This window comes from Microbispora sp. H10949 (assembly GCF_014161435.1).
GTDB classification, from domain to species: Bacteria; Actinomycetota; Actinomycetes; order Streptosporangiales; family Streptosporangiaceae; genus Microbispora; species Microbispora triticiradicis.
Genome location: NZ_JABBWZ010000005.1, coordinates 574,686 through 593,040 on the forward strand (window position 1 = coordinate 574,686; position 18,355 = coordinate 593,040).

Annotated in this window: 12 protein-coding genes; 7 read left to right on the plus strand and 5 right to left on the minus strand. The window is 71.8% G+C overall.

Annotated elements, in window-relative coordinates:
- Positions 1-180 precede the first annotated feature (180 nt).
- From HHX40_RS36705 to HHX40_RS16190, 5 genes are all read left to right on the plus strand, one after another.
- A complete protein-coding gene (locus tag HHX40_RS36705) occupies positions 181-1,653 on the plus strand; it encodes an arabinofuranosidase catalytic domain-containing protein (RefSeq protein WP_182881204.1) in 1,473 nt (490 codons plus the stop codon).
- 379 nt (positions 1,654-2,032) lie between these two features.
- On the plus strand, positions 2,033-3,799 hold the full coding sequence (locus HHX40_RS16175) for a thiamine pyrophosphate-dependent enzyme (RefSeq protein ID WP_182881205.1): 1,767 nt from the start codon (positions 2,033-2,035) through the stop codon (positions 3,797-3,799).
- Entirely contained in the window at positions 3,796-6,903 is a 3,108-nt protein-coding gene (locus HHX40_RS16180; protein WP_182881206.1) for an FAD-binding and (Fe-S)-binding domain-containing protein, read from the plus strand. The genes HHX40_RS16175 and HHX40_RS16180 overlap by 4 nt, the downstream gene beginning before the upstream one ends.
- Positions 6,904-6,907: 4 nt before the next feature.
- Entirely contained in the window at positions 6,908-8,011 is a 1,104-nt protein-coding gene (locus HHX40_RS16185; protein WP_182881207.1) for an enolase C-terminal domain-like protein, read from the plus strand.
- 210 nt (positions 8,012-8,221) lie between these two features.
- On the plus strand, positions 8,222-10,504 hold the full coding sequence (locus tag HHX40_RS16190; RefSeq protein ID WP_220499142.1) for an N-acetylmuramoyl-L-alanine amidase: 2,283 nt from the start codon (positions 8,222-8,224) through the stop codon (positions 10,502-10,504).
- A gap of 16 nt (positions 10,505-10,520) precedes the next feature.
- Here the strand turns inward: HHX40_RS16190 and HHX40_RS35745 are convergent, their stop codons facing one another.
- The 5 genes from HHX40_RS35745 to HHX40_RS16215 all read right to left on the minus strand — a co-directional run bounded on the left by HHX40_RS35745 (position 10,521) and on the right by HHX40_RS16215 (position 15,705).
- Entirely contained in the window at positions 10,521-10,802 is a 282-nt protein-coding gene (locus HHX40_RS35745) for a hypothetical protein (RefSeq protein ID WP_220499143.1), read from the minus strand.
- Positions 10,803-11,228: 426 nt separating this feature from the next.
- Entirely contained in the window at positions 11,229-12,386 is a 1,158-nt protein-coding gene (locus HHX40_RS16200; protein ID WP_182881208.1) for a hypothetical protein, read from the minus strand.
- A complete protein-coding gene (locus HHX40_RS16205) occupies positions 12,383-12,721 on the minus strand; it encodes a PadR family transcriptional regulator (RefSeq protein WP_220499144.1) in 339 nt (112 codons plus the stop codon). The genes HHX40_RS16200 and HHX40_RS16205 overlap by 4 nt, the downstream gene beginning before the upstream one ends.
- Positions 12,722-12,778: 57 nt before the next feature.
- A complete protein-coding gene (locus tag HHX40_RS16210) occupies positions 12,779-14,155 on the minus strand; it encodes a glycoside hydrolase family 43 protein (protein WP_182881209.1) in 1,377 nt (458 codons plus the stop codon).
- Positions 14,156-14,229: 74 nt separating this feature from the next.
- On the minus strand, positions 14,230-15,705 hold the full coding sequence (locus HHX40_RS16215; RefSeq protein WP_182881210.1) for an arabinofuranosidase catalytic domain-containing protein: 1,476 nt from the start codon (positions 15,703-15,705) through the stop codon (positions 14,230-14,232).
- A gap of 462 nt (positions 15,706-16,167) precedes the next feature.
- Between HHX40_RS16215 and HHX40_RS16220 the strand changes: the two genes are divergently transcribed.
- Together HHX40_RS16220 and HHX40_RS16225 are read left to right on the plus strand one after the other, a co-directional pair.
- Positions 16,168-17,517: a TrkH family potassium uptake protein gene (locus tag HHX40_RS16220; RefSeq protein ID WP_182881211.1), complete on the plus strand. Its 1,350-nt coding sequence runs from the start codon at positions 16,168-16,170 to the stop codon at positions 17,515-17,517.
- Positions 17,510-18,172 carry a potassium channel family protein gene (locus tag HHX40_RS16225; RefSeq protein ID WP_182881212.1) on the plus strand — a complete coding sequence of 221 codons (663 nt, stop codon included), beginning with the start codon at positions 17,510-17,512 and terminating at the stop codon, positions 18,170-18,172. Before HHX40_RS16220 ends, HHX40_RS16225 begins: the two co-directional genes overlap by 8 nt.
- Positions 18,173-18,355: the final 183 nt, after the last annotated feature.

Here is an 18,355-nt window from a genome sequence, read left to right on the forward strand (position 1 = left end):
GGAACTTTCGCCCCGGCCGGAAATCGGGCCTTGACGCGGGAGAGTCAGAAGTCAAAACTGAGCACCGATCCCCACGCATGACTGTGAGGCGGCGGTTCACAGTTGTGAATGTTAGCGCTAACAAGGATGGTACGCACGTCAGCCAGAGTCACCCCCCACCAGAAAGGCACCAAGGTCATCATGATCTCCGCATTACGACGCCTGAAGACGGCATCGCTGGCCGCGGGCTCGGCGATCGCGCTCACGGCCGGTCTGCTGGCCGGTCTCTCCGCACCGACGGAGGCCGCGACGCAGGGTCCGTGTGACATCTACGCCGCGGGCGGCACCCCGTGTGTCGCGGCGCACAGCACGACCCGCGCCCTGTACGCGAGCTACAACGGCCCGCTCTACCAGGTGCGCCGCTCCTCGGACAACACCACCCGGGACATCGGCGTGCTGAGCGCCGGAGGAGTCGCCAACGCCGCGACCCAGGACTCGTTCTGCGCCGGGACGACCTGCCTGATCACGATCATCTACGACCAGTCGGGCCGCAACAACCGCCTCACCCAGGCGCCTCCCGGCGGCTTCTCGGGCCCGGCGGCGGGCGGGTACGACAACCTCGCCAACGCGACCGCCGCGCCGATCACTGTCGGCGGCCAGAAGGCGTACGGCGTCTACGTCGCGCCCGGCACCGGCTACCGCAACAACGCCACCAACGGCGTCGCCAAGGGCGACCAGCCGGAGGGCATGTACGCCGTCTTCGACGGCACCCACTACAACGGCGGCTGCTGCTTCGACTACGGCAACGCCGAGACCAACAGCCGTGACAACGGCAACGGCACCATGGAGGCCATCTACTTCGGCAACATCAAGGTCTGGGGCTACGGCGCCGGCAACGGCCCGTGGATCATGGCCGACCTGGAGAACGGCCTGTTCTCCGGCGTCAACCAGAAGTACAACGCGGGCGACCCGAGCATCAGCCACCGTTTCCTGACGGCCATCATCAAGGGCGAGCCGAACCACTGGGCCATCCGCGGCGGCAACGCGCAGTCGGGCGGCCTGGGCACCTTCTACGACGGCGTGCGTCCCAACGTCGCGGGTTACAACCCGATGAAGAAGGAAGGGGCCATCATCCTCGGCATCGGGGGTGACAACAGCATCGGCGCCCGCGGCACCTTCTACGAGGGCGTGATGACCTCCGGCTACCCGACGGCGGCCACCGAGGACGCGGTGCAGGCGAACATCGTCGCCGCCGGCTACGCCACGGGCGGCGGCAACCCGGGCACCGGACAGCAGATCGTCGGCGGCCAGTCCGGCCGCTGTGTCGACGTGCCGAACAGCAGCACCACCAACGGCACCCAGGTGCAGCTGTGGGACTGCAGCGGCCAGAGCAACCAGCGCTGGACCGCCACCTCCGGCAAGGAGCTCCAGGTGTACGGCAACAAGTGCCTCGACGCCTACGCGAAGGGCACGACCAACGGCACCCAGGTGGTCATCTGGGACTGCAACGGCGGAACCAACCAGCAGTGGAACGTCAACTCCAACGGCACGATCACCGGCGTGCAGTCGGGGCTGTGCCTGGACGCCAACTCGGCCGCCACCGCCAACGGCACGAAGCTCATCCTCTGGGCCTGCAACGGCGGAACCAACCAGCAGTGGAGCCTGCGCAACTGAGCCCCTGCCCGATCCGCGCGTGATCCGCGCATGACCTTCGGCCGGGCGCCTTCCTGACCAGGCGTCCGGCCGTACGGTGGAGCCGCCCCCGCACCCGTGTGGGGGCGGCTCTCCGCGTTCCGGCGGCTCCCTCACGGCACCCGCGCGCGAAAAAAGTTGCATCAGGCAAAATGCCTGGTAAACACACCTTTCGGCGTCCGCAAAAGGCCGTGTCGCGGGGGCCGCGCCGTTTGGGAGGAGTGGCATCGGGAAGGGCGACCGGCGAGCCGCTCGAAGCCGCGGAACCTCGAAAGACCTCGACGCGGCGGGGCGCGGTGGCACGGCCGTCGCGGCCGCCGCCGGCCCGATCCGTGCACGGTCTACCCGAACGGAGAGGCAGATGACTGAGATCGTCGGTGAGAGCCTGGCCAGACGGCTGGTGGAGTGGGGAGTCGACACGATCTTCGGGCTCCCCGGTGACGGCATCAACGGCCTGATGGAGGGTTTCCGGCGGCAACGGGAGAAGATCCGCTTCATCCTGGTCCACCACGAGGAGGCCGCCGCGTTCATGGCCACCGGCTACGCCAAGGCCACCGGCAGGCTCGGCGTGTGCGCCGCGACCTCCGGCCCCGGCGCGATCCACCTGCTCAACGGGCTGTACGACGCCAAGCTGGACCACGTCCCGGTGCTGGCGCTGACCGGCATGCAGGAGACCTCCGTCCTCGGCACCCACTACCAGCAGGAAGTGCATCTCGACCGGCTCTACCAGGACCTGGCCGCGTACAACCTGATGATCACCAACCCGCAGCAGATGCCGGGGGTGGTGGACCTCGCCATACGCAACGCGCTGACCAGGCGGACGGTCTCCCACCTGACCTTCCCCAACGACATCCAGGTCGCCGCCGCGGCCGAGGACCCCTACCGGCACGTCGGCCCCGGCACCCCGCCGGCCAGCATGCCCAACCGCTCGGTTGCGCCGCTGCGGCCCGCCGAGGACGAACTGGCCCGCGCCGCCGACGTGCTGCGACAGGGCGGCAAGATCGCCATGCTGGTCGGGGTCGGCGCCCGCCACGCCCGCGACGAGGTCCTGGCCGTCGCCGAGAAGCTCGCGAGCCCGATCGTGAAGACCCTGCCGGGCAAGTTCACGGTGCCCGACGACCACCCGCTGACCACCGGCGGGCTGGGCCTCCTCGGCACCGCGCCCAGCGAGGAGCTCATGGAGGAGTGCGACACGCTGTTCATGATCGGCACCTCCTTCCCGTACGGGAAGTATCTGCCGCCGGAGGGGCAGGCCCGGGTCGTGCAGATCGACGCCGACCCCACCCTGCTGGGCATCCGGAGGCCCACCGAGGCGCCGGTCGCCGCCGACGCGAAACTCGCCCTCCAGGCGCTCCTGCCGATGCTGGACGAGGCCAAGGACCGGTCGTTCCTGGAGAAGTACCAGCGGAAGATGGACGACTGGCGCTCGGACATGAAGGCGCTGCAGGACCCCTCCCGCGACCCCATCGCCCCGCAGTACCTCATGGGGTGCGTGGACGAGGCCGCGGCCGGCGACGCGATCCTGACCTGCGACTCGGGCACGATCGCCACCTGGGCCGCCCGGCACTGGACGATCCGCGGCGGCCGGGAGTTCTACCTGTCGGGCAACCTCGCCACGATGGCCCCCGGCCTGCCGTACGCGATCGGGATCCAGCACGCCTATCCGGGCCGGCAGGTGGTCGCCTTCGTCGGCGACGGCGGTTTCGCCATGCTCATGGCCGACTTCCTCACCGCCGTCCGGCACGGCCTGCCGATCAAGGTCGTCGTCAACAACAACAACTCCTACGGGCAGATCCTGTGGGAGCAGATCATCCTCGGCTACCCGGAGTACGCCGTACGCCACCAGCGGCCCGAGGCCGACTTCGCCGCCTGGGCCCGCGCCTGCGGGGCGTACGGAGCGAAGATCAAGGACCCCGGCGACCTGCCCGGCGCGATCCGCGAGGCGCTCGCCCACGACGGCCCCGCCCTGGTCGACTGCGACGTCGACCCCAACGAGCCGCCCATGCCCGGCAGGGTCAAGTACGACCAGGCCAAGCACTTCGCCGAGGCGTTCCTGCGCGGTCAGCCGCACAAGGCGAGCACGCTGGCCGCCGTCGCCCGCGACAAGATCAACGAGCTGTTGTCATGACGGAGACACTGCACCTCCTACCCGACCCCGTGACGGTGCCTCCTCCGCCCGGCGGCGGCCGGGTGGATCTCGCGGCGCTCGAACGCGACCTCAGGGAGGCGGTGGACGGCGAGGTCCGCTTCGACGCGACGATGCGCGGCGCCTACTCCACCGACGCGTCCAACTACCGCCAGGTGCCCCTCGGGGTGGTGGTCCCCCGTACGGTCGACGCGGCGGTGGCGGCGGTGGCGGTCTGCCGCCGGCACGGCGCGCCCCTGCTGTCCCGGGGCGGCGGCACCAGCCTCGCCGGTGAGTGCGTGAACACCGCCGTGGTGATCGACTGGTCCAAACACTGCGACCGGCTGCTGGAGGTCGACCCGGAGAACCGCACCTGCCTGGTGGAGCCGGGCATCGTGCTGGACATCCTCAACGAGCGGCTGCTCGGCACCGGCCTGGAGTTCGGCCCGAGGCCCTCCACGCACAACCACTGCACGATCGGCGGGATGATCGGCAACAACTCCTGCGGGGCGACCGCCCAGCGGGCCGGCAAGGTCGTGGACAACATCGCCGAGATGGAGGTGCTCCTCTACGACGGCACCCGGATGTGGGTGGGCGAGACCGGTGACGAGGAGTACGCGGCGATCCAGCGGCAGGGCGGCCGGAAGGCCGAGGTCTACGCCCGGCTGCGGGCGCTGCGCGACACGTACCTGGAGCCGATCCGCACCCGCTACCCGCACATCCCGCGGCGGGTGTCCGGTTACAACCTCGACAGCCTGCTGCCCGAGAAGCGCTTCAACGTGGCCCAGGCCCTGATCGGCTCCGAGGGCACCCTCGTCACGGTGCTGCGGGCCAGGCTGAAGCTGATCCCGGTGGTCAGGGCGCGCACCATGGCGTACGTGGCCTTCCCCGGCATCGCCGCCGCCGGGGACGCCGTGCCGGCGGTCCTGCCGCACCGGCCGATCGCCCTGGAGGGCATCGACGACAAGCTGATCCGTTACCAGCGCGAGGTCCACCTCAATGCCGAGGCGCTGAAGAAGCTGCCGGAGGGCGGCGCGTGGCTGCTGATCCAGATGGGCGGCGAGGACAAGGACGACGCCGACCGCAGGGCCGAGGAGGTGCTGCGGTCGCTCGGCAGGCGGCGCGGCGACGCCGGCGTGGCCGTCTTCGACGACCCGAAGCTGGAAGAGCAGATGTGGCAGATCCGGGAGTCGGGCCTCGGCGCGACGGCCCGCGTGCCCGGGCTGCCCGACACCTGGCCGGGCTGGGAGGACTCGGCGGTCTCCCCCGACCGGCTGGGCGACTATCTGCGCGATCTCAATCAGCTGTTCGAGAGGTACGGCTACGGGCAGACCTCGGTCTACGGGCACTTCGGGCAGGGCTGCGTGCACTGCCGCATCCCGTTCGACCTCACGTCGGCCGAGGGGGTGGCGGCGTTCCGCTCCTTCCTGGAGGAGGCCGCCGACCTGGTCGTCGCGTACGGCGGATCGTTCTCGGGCGAGCACGGCGACGGGCAGGCCCGCGCGGAACTGCTGCCGAAGATGTTCGGCGACGAACTCGTCGAGGCGTTCGGCCGGTTCAAGGCGATCTTCGACCCCGGCGACCGGATGAACCCCGGCAAGGTGGCCGCGCCGTACCCGCTCGACGACCTGCTGCGGCTGGGCGCCGGCTACAACCACGGCGACGTGGCCACGCACTTCGGGTATCCCCACGACGGGGGCAGCTTCGGCCGCGCGGTGCTGCGGTGCGTCGGCGTGGGCAACTGCCGCCGTCACGAGGGCGGGGTGATGTGCCCGTCCTACATGGTCACCCGGGCCGAGGAGCACTCCACCCGGGGCCGGGCCCGGCTGCTGTTCGAGATGCTGGACGGCACGGCGCGGGGCGGCGCGGTGGCGCACGGCTGGCGGTCGCGGGCCGTCCACGAGGCGCTCGACCTGTGCCTGGCCTGCAAGGGCTGCAAGTCCGACTGCCCGGTCAACGTCGACATGGCGACGTACAAGGCGGAGTTCCTGTCCCACCACTACGAGGGGCGGCCGCGCCCGCGCGCCCACTACGCGATGGGGTGGCTGCCCGTGTGGGCGAGCCTCGCGGCGTACGCGCCGCGGGTGGCCAACGCGCTGTCGCACGCGCCGGGGACGGCCCGGCTGGCGAAGGCCGCCGCTGGGGTGGACCGGCGGCGGGAGCTGCCGCTGTTCGCGCCGCGGACCTTCCGGGAGTGGTTCGCGGGCCGCGAACCGGCCGGCGACGGGTCGCGCGGGGAGGTCGTGCTGTGGCCCGACACCTTCAGCGACCACTTCCACCCCGAGGTCGCGCGGGCGGCGGTCGAGGTGATGGAGTCGGCCGGGTGGCGGGTGCGCGTGCCGGACCGCGCCGTGTGCTGCGGCCTCACCTGGATCTCCACCGGCCAGCTCACGACGGCCAAGAAGGTGCTGCGCCGTACGCTCGACGAACTGCGGCCGCATCTGCGGGCGGGCACGCTCGTGGTCGGCCTGGAGCCGAGCTGCACCGCCGTCTTCCGCGGCGACGCGCCGGAACTGTTCCCCGACGACGAGGACGTGCGGCGGCTCGCCGGCCACACGGTGACGCTCGCCGAACTGCTGCACGACCGCACACCGGGATGGAAGCCGCCGAGGGTGCCGCGCGAGGCGCTCGTGCAGGTGCACTGTCACCAGCACGCGGTCATGCGGCACCGGGCCGACGAGGCGCTGCTCGACGCCATTGGGGTGGACGCCGAGGTGCTCGACTCCGGCTGCTGCGGCCTGGCGGGGAACTTCGGGTTCGAGAAGGGGCACTACGAGGTGTCGGAGGCCTGCGCCGAACGGGTGCTGATGCCCGCCGTACGGCAGGCCGATCCCGCGACGGTGCTGCTCGCCGACGGGTTCAGCTGCCGTACGCAGATCGACCAGGGCGACGCGGACGGCCGCCGCGCGATGCACCTGGCCGAGTTGCTGCGCGCCGGGCTGCGCGGCGACCGGGGGGACACGCCGTGCCCGGAGGAGACCTACGCCCTCCGGCCCGCGCCGCCCTCGGCGGCGGCCCGGGCCGCCGCGACCGCCGCCGCCGTCGCGACCGCCGCGGCCGTGGCGGGCGGCGCGCTGCTCGCGGGGCGGCGGCTGCTGCGGAGGTGAGCCGGTGACGACCGGGCCCGAAACGCCCGCACGGCTCAGCGCGCGGGCGTACACGATCCCGGCCGACTTCCCCGAGGCCGACGGGACGCTCGCGTGGACGAGCACGACGATCGTGGTCGTCCACGCGGGCGCCGGCGGCGTGCGCGGGCTCGGATGGACCTACGGCCCCGCCGCCACCGCGTCGGTGGTGACGGACGTGCTGGCCCCCGCCGTCGCCGATCTCGACCCGGACGACGTGCCGGGCGCGTGGACGGCGATGGCCCGCGCGATCCGCAACGCGGGACGGCCCGGGATCGCCGGGCTGGCGCTGTCGGCGGCCGACAACGCCCTGTGGGACCTCAAGGCGCGCCGGCACGGGCTGCCGCTGGCCCGCCTCCTCGGCGGGGCCCGCGCCACCGTGCCGGTGTACGGCAGCGGCGGCTTCACCACCTACGACGCGGAACGGCAGCACCGGCAGCTCGCCCACTGGGCCCACGAGCTGGGCATCCCCCGCGTCAAAATCAAGATCGGGGAGTCGTGGGGGCGGCGCCCCGGGCGGGACCTGGAACGCATGGCCGCCGCACGGCGGACCATCGGCGACGACGCCGAGTTGTTCGTCGACGCCAACGGCGCCTACACCCGCAAGCAGGCCGTGCGGCTGCTGGACCGGGCCGCCGATCTCGACGTGCGGTGGTTCGAGGAGCCGGTCTCCTCCGACGACCTGCCGGGCCTCGGGCTCGTCCGCGATCTCGTGCGGGCCGACGTGACCGCCGGGGAGTACGGCTACGACCTCGTCTACTTCGCCCGCATGGCGCCGTACGTGGACTGCCTGCAGGTCGACGTCACCCGGTGCGGCGGGATCAGCGAGTTCCTGCGCGCGGCGGCCGTCGCCGCCGCCCACGGGCTGGAGGTCTCCGGGCACTGCGCCCCGCACCAGCACCTGGCGGTCGCGGCCGCGGTGCCGAACCTCCGGCACCTGGAGTGGTTCCACGACCACGTGCGGATCGAGAGCATGGTGTTCGACGGGGCCGCCTCGCCGGTGGGCGGCGAGGCGCCGGTCGACCGCGCCGGCCCCGGCAACGGGCTCACGTTCAGGGAGGAGACCGCCGCCCCCTGGCGCGTCGTCTGACCCCTTCCGGGACCGGTGATCCGTGAAAAGGGATATTTCCTGACTCGGCGTGTCCATACTCGGTTACGATCTTGGCGAGATTCCGCCAACCCGGTGGCACGGCGTACCCGTCCGGGATGTGCTTCACCCGGTCCGCCGCCGGCGGAGACCCGGCAGGAATGCGAGTAGCAAATCCCCCCGCAGGAAACCCAGCAGGAAGAGGCCCGCCACGTGAGACGCGCGACCCGCAGCGCGGCCCTGGCCGTCGCGGCGCTGCTGCTGCCCGCCATGCCCCCGATGCCCCCAGTGTCCGCAGTGTCCGCAGTGTCCGCGGCGCCCGCCTCCGCGACCGGCGCACAGTCCGGGGCACAGGTCTCGTGCGCGGCGACGCTGTCCGCGCCCACCCGGGACGCCGCCTTCGCCGCGGCGGCCCGGGACACCGGCGTGCCGGAGCCGCTGCTCAAGGCCGTCTCCTACATGCTCTCCCGGTGGGACGACCACTCGGGCCGGCCCAGCGCGGACGGCGGTTACGGCGTCTTCGACCTGAGCGACCGTACGCCCGGCCCGGGCACCGGCGCGGACAAGGGCCGCGTGGCCGAGGCGAAGAGCCAGATCACGCGGGCGGCCGAGCTGACCGGTCTGACGGCCGACGCCCTCAGGCGGGTGCCAAACGCGGGTGTGTGCGGCGGCGCGGCGCTGCTCGCCTCCTACCAGCGCGAGAACCCGCGGCGGGACGGCCTCCGGAGCGGCGGCGACCTGGCCGCCTGGCGGGACGCCGTCGGGCGTTTCGGCGCCGGGCACGACTTCGTCCGGCAGGTCTACCAGACCCTGCGCGGCGGCGAGAGCCGGGTCACGGCCGACGGCCAGACGGTGACGCTCCCCGCCGACGAGTCGGTCCCGCTCCCCCCGGCCGAGACCGCCGCCGCCCCTGACACCGGCTGCCCGGAGGATCTCGGCTGTGAGGCGATCCCCGCGCCGTACGCCAAGCTCACGCCCACCGATCCGGACAACACCACCAAGTACGGCAACCACGACATCGCCGATCGGACCGGGTCCGGCGGGCCGAAGCTGGACTACATCGTCATCCACGACACCGAGGGCTACTACGACCCTTCGGTGCGGCTCGTGCAGGACCCGGCGTACCTCGCGTGGAACTACACGATCCGCTCCTCCGACGGCCACCTCGCCCAGCACCTCGACCCGAAGGACGTGGGCTGGCACGCCGGCAACTGGTACGTCAACATGCATTCCATCGGCGTCGAGCATGAGGGCTTCGCCGGGGACGCGACCTGGTACACCGAGTCGGCGTACCAGACCTCGGCGACGCTGGTGAAGCACCTCGCCGCGACGTACGGCATCCCGCTCGACCGGGCGCACGTCATCGGCCACGACCAGGTGCCGGGCACTGTCGCGGGCACGACCAAGAGCATGCACTGGGACCCGGGGCCGTACTGGGACTGGGACCACTACTTCGAGCTCCTCGGCGCGCCGATCGGCGGCGGCCGGGCGGCCACGACCCAGGTCTCGGCCGGCGACGTCGTGGAGGTCCGCACCGGATACCAGGACAATCGGCAGCCGCTCACCGGCTGCGCCGCGGCGTCGCCGCCCTCGCCGGAGTGCGTCCCGGGAGCGGGCACGAACTTCCTGCCGCTCCGCCAGGCGCCGTCGGAGGACGCCCCGCTCGCCGCCGACCCCGGCTGGAAGCCCGCCGGCGAGGCCGGCACGACGTACGTGAGCGACGTCAGCGCGCGCGTCGTCTCCGGGCACAAGCTCGTCGTCGCGGAGGTGCGGGGCGACTGGCTGGGCGTGTGGTGGGCGGGTTCACTCGCCTGGCTGCACAACCCCGCCGACCGGCCCGTCGTGCTCCAGGCGGCGGCGAAGACGGTCACCGTGAAGGCGGGCGCGACCGGTCCCGCCGCCGTCTACGGCCGCGCCTATCCCGAATCGGCGGCGTACACCGGGACCGATGTCCCCGTGCAGGCGGTCTCGCCCCTGGAGTACACGATCCCCGCCGGGCAGACGTACGCGGTGAGCGACGACGACGTGGTGACGGACTACTACCGGGCGACGTCGTTCGACGGGTCGGCCCCGGGCGACCGCACCGACGTCACCGGCCAGGACCGGTACTACCAGCTCTGGTACGCCCACCGGCAGGTGTTCGTCCGGGCGGCCGACGTGGACCTGCACGACGCGCGGCCGTCCGCCCTGGTCAGCACGGCGCCCCCGGTGGTGCGCGGCGTCCCGTGGGTGGGCCGGCGGCTGACGGCCTCTCCCGGCGCGTGGACGCCCTCGCCGAAGAGGATCCGCTACCAGTGGCTGCGCGACGGCGCGAAGATCAGGGGCGCGACGGGGCGGGCCTACCACGTCACGGGCCGCGACCGAGGCACGCGGTTCTCCGTACGGGTGACGGCCTCGGCCCCCGGCTACGAGAGCGGTGTCGCCACGTCGGCGGCCACCGCCCCCGTCCGTTCCCCATGGCACCCCCACCGCCACTCCCACCGTCACCACCGTTAGGCGGAGCCGCTGGGCCCTACCGGCTCCCCGGCCTCGGCGTGAAGTAGTGCGCGACCATGTAGGCGGTGACCTGCGCGCCGATCTTCGCGCCCCGCTCGTCCGCCGTGCGGGTGTGGATGCCGCCCCAGACGCGGGCCTCGACGACCTCGGCGAGCGCCTGGGAGAAACCCCGGAAATACCTGGTGGTACCCGAGTCGGCGCTGTAGCCGCTGAAGGGAACGCGGGCGGCGCCGGCCGCCACTGACCGGGCCGGGTGCCCACCGGCCAGGTCCGGTCGCCGAACGCCCCGTCGTCCCACCGCGCCGCGATCATCGCGTCGGCGGCCTGGGTGCCCACGGTGATTCCCCGCTGTTTCGCGGTGCCTTCGCGTATCGCGCCCAGCGACTCGTCGTACTGCGTTCTCAACCTCGCCTGCTGGTCGGGGAACAGCGCTCGCAGCACCAGGTAGCTCGCGGTCGCGACGGCCGCGTCCGTCGATTCCGTGCCGTCGGCGGCCGGTGCGACCAGGTACGGCCGATAGGGAGCGCCGGCGATCGCGTTCACCGCGTCGTAGACCGCTCCGTGCACCATCGCGAAGCTGCGTGCCTGGACCTGCGGCTGCTGACCGGCGACGTCCCAGATGGCGGTCTGGGCGTTGCGGTCCCAGACGACAACAAATATCGATCCAGCCGGAACACCCGTCTCCCAGGTCGTCGAATATGCGAGTTTCCGGCATCCGGTTTCGTCAGCCGGGCTGCTCGCGGGTGCCGGAGAGGTCGTCCCGCGCCGTCGTCCCCCGTGTCCGTACGGCGAGAGCGACGAGCGTGACCCCGCACGCCAGGAGCAGGACCAGTTGCAGGGACCCGACGAGGGTGATCAGTCCGGTGAGGTACCCCTCCGCGCCCGGGTGCAGGGTGGCGGCCCGGGCCACCACGGCGGGCACGGCCAGGATCGCCGCCGCGGGCGCGACGGAGCCGGAGGCCACGACCGGCGGCGCGGAGACCGGGGCCGCGATCGCCGGGGCGGGGGTGGCCGGGGCCGGGGTGGCGGAAGCCCGGGGTGCGGACCGGCGCCGGGCCACGCACCACGCCGTCACCGCGAGCAGCGAGACGCAGGCGAGGCCCTGTGGGTCGAGCCACAGCCACGGCTGCAGCATGAGCGGGGTCGGTTCGCCTCCGGCTCTCGCCGCCGCACCGAGCACCCCGACGGCCAGGGCGAGCAGGACGCCCGCCGCGGCCGGGAAGGCGACGACCCGCGCGGCCGCCGCACCGCGCAGGCGCGGCGGCGGAGCGTCGCGGTGGAACCCGGCCGTCAGCGCCAGCACCGTCACCAGGGCCGGCAGCGCCGTCAGGAGCCCCACGACCCGGGCCGGGCCGCCGGCCGTCGCGGGTTCCAGCGCGTACGGCAGGACCAGGGCCGCCCACGCCGACGCCTTGGCCGTGCCCGCCCGGCCGGCGACGAGCGCTCCGAGGCTCGCGGCCCACAACAGCGGCGCGAGGCCGGACAGCACCTGACGCAGCCGCTCGGGCGAGCCGGGGTCGCCGATTCCCATGAGCCCGTCGGGGAGCACGCCCGCGACGACGCCGTATGTGAGCACCGTCTGCGCGGCGAACAGCGTGCCGGCCATCGTCCAGAAGACCAGGCCGAGGATCGCGGCCCCCCGGACCGCCTCTCCCGTGGCGTACTCCCCCGGCGGCGAGCCGGGGCCGCCGAGCCGCACCCGCAGCGCGAGCGCGGCCACGCCGGCGATCTCCGCCCACCGCACCCGCTGGTCGTCGAGTCCCGTCTCCGCGCGCCGGGCGCCGTCGAGGAAGGCGGAGACCATCTCCTCCTCGCGCCGCGCCCGGTAGGACGCGGGCAGCAGCCGGAGCACCCGCCGGTAGCGTTCCTCCAGCACGCTCACGCCAGGCCTCCCGCCTGGCGGAGGCGCAGCCGCTCGACGGCGCGGCGGGCGTTGTCGGCCAGCCGGACGGCCTCCTCCTCCAGCGCCCGCGCCCCCTCGTCGGTCAGGCGGTAGTAGCGGCGCAGCCGCCCCTGCCGCACCTCCTCCCGGTCGGGCTCCACCAGGGCGTCGGCCGCGAGCCGGTCGAGCACGCCGTACAGGGTGCCGATCTTGAGCTGGACGCGCCCTCCGGAGAGCCGCTCCACCTCCTGCGCGATGCCGTAGCCGTGCCGCGGCTCGTCGACCAGTGCGGTGAGGACGAGAAAGGCGGGTTCGGTGATCGGCCGTGATGTCATGCGCCCATCATATATTGCAAGGCATGATATTCAAGGCCGGACGGCATGGACGCGCCGTCAGGAAGTGATGCGGAAGGTGGCGTCCTGCCGGTCGACGGAGCTGGAGGACGCGCTCAACGGGTCGATGCGGAGCAGGTAGTCGTAGTGCCTGATGTAGCGGTCGGGGTAGTTATAGGAGCGGAACGACGTCCACGCCGAGTCGGCCAGGCCGGCGGTGCGGTAGAAGGTGGCGTCGGCGCGGAACGTCGCGGTGTTGTCGTTGGCGGCGAGCCGCAGCTCGTAGTTGTAGTGCCGCAGGTAGCTGCCGGGGTAGTTCACCGACTCGAACGACACCCCGGCCGAGTCGGCGAGGCCGGGGACCATCCGCCACATCTGGTCGCGGTACGGATCGAAGGGATAGGCGTCGATGCGCGCGACGTTGTTCTGGTGCCGTACGAACCGGTCGGGGTAGTTGGAGGACTTCAGCCGGACCCAGCTCGGCGTCCCCCACCGGCTGACCAGGGCGTTGTACTCGGCGTCGGTGATCTGGGCGATCGAGCCGTGCTTGGAGTTCAGCGGCGGGGTGTAGTCACGCTGGTTCAGCACGCTCCAGGAGTTGGCGCCGACGTTGGCCGACCCCCAGGCGTAGTAGTCGTTGTTGACCGGGCTGTACGAGTCGCCCCACAGCCGCCACCCGCCCTCGTTGGTCCGATGCAGCAGCGGCGCCTCGATGCCGCTCCCCTGGATAAGGCCGCTGGTGTAGGTGGTGAAGCTGTTGGGGGCGCCCGTGGACGACCGCGCGCCGTACAGACGGCCGTCACCGAGGTTCTTGTAGTAGAGGTAGGTGGTTCCACCGTCCACGACGATGTCACCGTCGAGGACGCCGAAGCCCGGGCTGAAGAAGGTCTGGGCGGCGCCGACGGTCACGAAGTCCGTCGTGTAGTTCACCCTGAGGATCTCGGCCGCGGAGTAGACGATGCCGTACTGCCCGCGCGAGGCGTCCCAGAAGACCGTCGGCGCCCAGGTGTGGTCGTTGGTGGTCTGCATCCGCACCCGGCGGTATCCCGTGAAGTTCGTCAGGTTCACCGAGTCCCAGACGTGCAGATACTGACTGTTCGAGTTCCAGTCGGTGCCCTTGAGGTCGGTGGCGATCACGACGAACGTGCCGTCGTTCTTCCGGAACACCTGCGGGTCGCGCAGGCCCAGCTGACCGGCCGTCGGGGTGACGACCGGGTTGTTCTGGTTCAGCGGCGTCCAGTTCAGACCGTCCCGGCTGACCGCCAGGTGCAGGCCGTAGTCCGCGCCCTGGCCCGACGGCGACTCGGTGAAGTACGCGAAGACGTAGCCGGCGTACGTCGCCGCCCGCGCCGCCCGCGGGAAGCCCGCCGCGCCCGCGGTGACGAGCGCGGCGGAACCGAGGGCCGCCTTGGTGAAGTCTCTCCGGGACAGGGTCACGAGGAGCCTTCCTTTCTCGATCTCAGGGACGATCTCAGGGGACGGACCCGCGGAGCGAAGGTGAGACGGGCACCTCAGCGGTAGCCGGCGGCGACCACGTCGGCCTGGACCGCGTTCTCGGTCGCGTCGGACGGGTAGCCCGAGACGATGGCGCCCTCGTAGAAGGTGCCGGCGCTGAGGTTGGTGTTGGTGGCGCAGCAGTCGCCGCCGCTGCCGAGGATGATCGCGCCCTGCTTCTTCATCGGGCTGTAGCCGCGGGGCAGCGCGCCGTCATAGAGGGTGTACAGGCTGCCGGACTGGGCGTTGCTGCCCTTGATCGCGAACCGGGACGTGCCGTTGTTCTTGAGCGTCGCGGTGACGAACTTGCTGGTGAAGGCCCGCTGGTTCGGGTTCCAGGAGCTGCTCCCGCCGGGGTAGAGGCCGTATTCGAGGTCGGCCTGCACCCACGGACCGCTTCCGGAGCAGCCGCCGAACCAGCAGCTCGTGCCGAAGTAGATCGCGTCCATGGCGCCGGCGCCGTCGGCCCTCCGGGTCGTCTCGCTGTTGCCGTAGTCGAAGCAGCAGCCGCTGTTGACGTGGGTGCCGCTGGTGACCATGTAGACGCCCTCGGGAGCGCTGCCGGTCGGCACGCCGGTCGTGTGGCCGTCGCGCCAGTAGCTGTTGCCGGGGTTGATGTACAGCGAGTACGCCTTGCTGCCGCCGACCGTCAGCGACTCGGTCGTCGCCTTCGCGGGGGTGGCCCTGCCGCCGGCCCCGCCCGATCCCTGGTACCAGACGTCGTTGCCCCGCCCGGACTGGTCGTACACGACGGTGATGACGCAGGTGGTGCCGGAGCAGAACGAGTCCTGGGCGGCGGCGTTGGCGACGCCGCCCGCGCTCAGCACGCCGATGTTCCTGGTCGCGTTGTCGGACGACCGCCTGACCTGGTACAGGTTGCCGTTGTAGGCGCGGTAGAGCGCGCGGGTCGTGCTGTGCGCGGCCACGCAGGGCGTGCCGCCCGCCGCGTAGATGTCGCAGGGCTTGGAAGACGCCTGCGGGGTGGACGACGGACTGGCCGAGGGACTCGCGGAGGGGCTGGCCGAGGGGCTCCTCGACGGCGTGCTCGAAGGCGTGCTCGACGGGGTGGTGGAAGGTCCCGTCGAACCGGTGCAGGCCGTGCCGTTGAGGGCGAAGCCCGACGGGGTGGAGGTGGCGCCGTCTCCGTTGCCGTTGAAGCCGAAGCTCGTGCTGCCGCCGCTCGGGATGCCGCCGTTGTAGGAGACGTTGGTCACCGTCACCTCGGAGCCGGACTGGGTGTAGGTGCCGTTCCAGAGCTGGCTGATCGTCTGCCCGCCGGGGAACGACCACGTCAGCCGCCACCCGTTGACCGGGTCCCCGAGGTTGTTGACGGTCACGTTCGCCCCGAAGCCGCCGGGCCACTGGCTGCTGACCGAGTAGTCCACCCGGCATCCGGTGGCGGCGTGGGCGGTGGTCGTGGTCAGCGCACCGGCCGCGCCGATGACGGCGGCGACCCCGGCGGCGATCCAGAGCCGCAGACGAGGAATCTTCATGAGCGCTCCCGGACGGGCTGCGAGGAGAAGGGTTGTTAGCGCTAACACAGGGGGGCCTGAAGTGTTAGCGCTAACAAGTCTTCAAGGAGGACAGGCCGTTCTTCTGTCGGGTCGTGACGGTGGTGGTGCAGCGGAGCAAACACGAGGCGGTGACACCCCGTCAAGGTCCGTGCGCCGCCTCCCCCTTCGGCCGAGACACCGGGACCGCGCCCCATCTGCCGGTTCGAGACGGGACCCGGACCGTCGATGGGAAGTGGAGGGTGAAATTTACAGCGCGGCGTTCCGGTGCCGGACCGCCTCGGCATGACATCGCCCCTGGTGCGTTACACGACATAAATGCTGTTACGGTTAGCCGCGGTGTGCCGGGAAGTCTGGTCGGCGGCGTCCCGCCGTTTCCGGACAGGGGAGGTTTCCGGGTGGTAGCGAGCACGGCGGGCCGCCCATGAGCGCGCCGCTGCCGGCATGAGGCTGTTCTGGGCGGTGCTGGGGCGCTTCACCCAGCCGGCGCAGGTGATCACGACCGTGTTCGGCGCGGCCGTGCTCCTGGGGACCGCGCTGCTGTCCAGTCCGCTCGCGACGACCTCGGGCAGGCCCTCCGACTGGGTCACCGCCCTGTTCACCGCCACCTCCGCGGTGTGCGTGAACGGGCTGACCATCGTGGACACGTCCGCGCACTGGTCGCCGTTCGGCGAGGTGGTCATCGCCGCCCTGATCCAGGTGGGCGGCCTCGGCATCATGACCCTCGCCACCGTCTTCACCCTCCTCGTCTCCCGCAGGCTGGGCCTGCGCGCCCGGTTGTCCGCCCAGGCGGAGACCCGGGTGCTCAACGCAGGCGACCTGCGGCGGGTGGTGGGCAAGGTCGTGGTGTTCAACCTGCTCTGCGAGGCCGTGACGGCGGCCGTCCTCACGCTCAGGTTCGTCGTCGGGTACGGCGAGTCCCCCGGCCGCGGCCTCTACCTGGGCGTGTTCCACGCGGTCTCGGCGTTCAACAACGCCGGTTTCGCGCTGTGGCCCGACAGCCTGGTCCGGTTCGCCGCCGATCCGTGGATCTGCCTGACCGTCGCGGTGGCGGTGATCGTGGGCGGGCTCGGTTATCCCGTGGTGTTCGAGCTGCGCCGCTCTTGGCGCCGCCCGAAGCGCTGGTCGCTGCTGACCCGCATCACGCTCGCGGTCACCGCCGTCCTGCTGGCCGGCGGCACGCTGGTCTTCCTCGTCACCGAGTGGGCCAACCCCCGCACCCTCGGCCCGCTGGACGGGGAGGCCAAACTGCTGACGGCCTTCTTCACCGCCGTCATGCCGCGCAGCGCCGGCTTCAACAGCGTCGACATCGCGCAGATGCACCCGTCCGGCTGGCTGGTCACCGAGCTGCTGATGTTCGTCGGCGGCGGCAGCGCGGGCACCGCCGGCGGCATCAAGGTCACCACGCTGGGCCTGCTCACTTTCATCGTGTGGGCGGAGCTGCGCGGTGAGAGCCAGGTGAACATCGGCCACCGCCGCCTCACCGAGGCGGCGCAGCGGCAGGCGGTCTCGCTCACCGTGCTGAGCGTGGGCCTGGTCGCGCTCTTCACCTACATCCTGCTGGTGCTGACGCCGCACGCCCCGAGCAGGGTGCTCTTCGAGGTGGTCTCCGCCTTCGGCACGGCCGGGCTGTCGGTCGGCGTCGTCTCCGCCGTCTCCCCCGCCGCGCAGACGCTGCTCACACTGCTGATGTTCGTCGGCCGGATCGGCCCGCTCACGCTGGGCTCCGCGCTGGCGCTCAAGGAACGCACCCGCCGCTACGAATTACCGGAGGAGGACGTCATCGTTGGCTGACAAGAGAAACGACCCCGTGGCGGTGATCGGTCTCGGCCGTTTCGGCACCTCGCTCGCCCTCGAACTGGTGCGGCGCGGCACCGAGGTGCTGGCCATCGACCACCGGCCCAAGGTGGTGCAGAGCCTCGCGGGCCAGATCACCCACATCGCCAGGGCGGACGCCACCGACCCCGAGGCGCTGCGTCAGCTCGGGCTGCCGGACTTCTACCGAGCGGTCTGCGCCATCGGCAGCGACCTGGAGGCGAGCATCCTCACCTCGTCGCTGCTGGTGGAGATGGAGATCGACGACATCTGGGCCAAGGCGGTCAGCCGCCAGCACGGCCGCATCCTCAGCCGGATCGGCGTCCAGCACGTCGTCTTCCCCGAGCACGACATGGGCGAGCGCGTGGCCCACATGGTGAGCGGGCGGATGCTGGACTACATGGAGGTCGACGAGAACTTCGCGCTGGCCAAGACCCTCCCGCCCAAGGAGTACGTCGGCGTCCCCCTCGGCGAGTCCAGCCTGCGCCGCAAGTACGGCGTGACGGTCGTGGCCGTGAAGCGGCCGGACGAGGAGTTCACCTACGCCACCGCCGAGACGGAGCTCGGCTACGGCGATGTGATCATCGTGTCCGGCCGTACGGACCGGGTCGAACGGTTCGCCGAGCTGCCCTGAGTCCGGGCGGGGCCGATGGCGCGAATGTCCGCCTTTACCACCCGCCACATCACGAATTCGAGTAACGTCATCACTCGTAGTGATCGAACGTCTCGCGTGACCACCTGGGCGGGATGATCCCAAAAAGCCGTCATACGCCGCGGAAGATCGGGAGTGTCCGCTTCGGAGCCGGGAAGGAGTAAA

Excerpts from the sequence above, each read along its gene's own strand:
- HHX40_RS16205 (WP_220499144.1), bottom strand. The coding sequence starts at position 12,721 with ATGACATCACGGCCGATCACCGAACCCGCCTTTCTCGTCCTCACCGCA.
- HHX40_RS36705 (WP_182881204.1), top strand. The coding sequence starts at position 181 with ATGATCTCCGCATTACGACGCCTGAAGACGGCATCGCTGGCCGCGGGC.
- HHX40_RS16215 (WP_182881210.1), bottom strand. The coding sequence starts at position 15,705 with ATGAAGATTCCTCGTCTGCGGCTCTGGATCGCCGCCGGGGTCGCCGCC.
- HHX40_RS16180 (WP_182881206.1), top strand. The coding sequence starts at position 3,796 with ATGACGGAGACACTGCACCTCCTACCCGACCCCGTGACGGTGCCTCCT.
- HHX40_RS16175 (WP_182881205.1), top strand. The coding sequence starts at position 2,033 with ATGACTGAGATCGTCGGTGAGAGCCTGGCCAGACGGCTGGTGGAGTGG.
- HHX40_RS16220 (WP_182881211.1), top strand. The coding sequence starts at position 16,168 with ATGAGGCTGTTCTGGGCGGTGCTGGGGCGCTTCACCCAGCCGGCGCAG.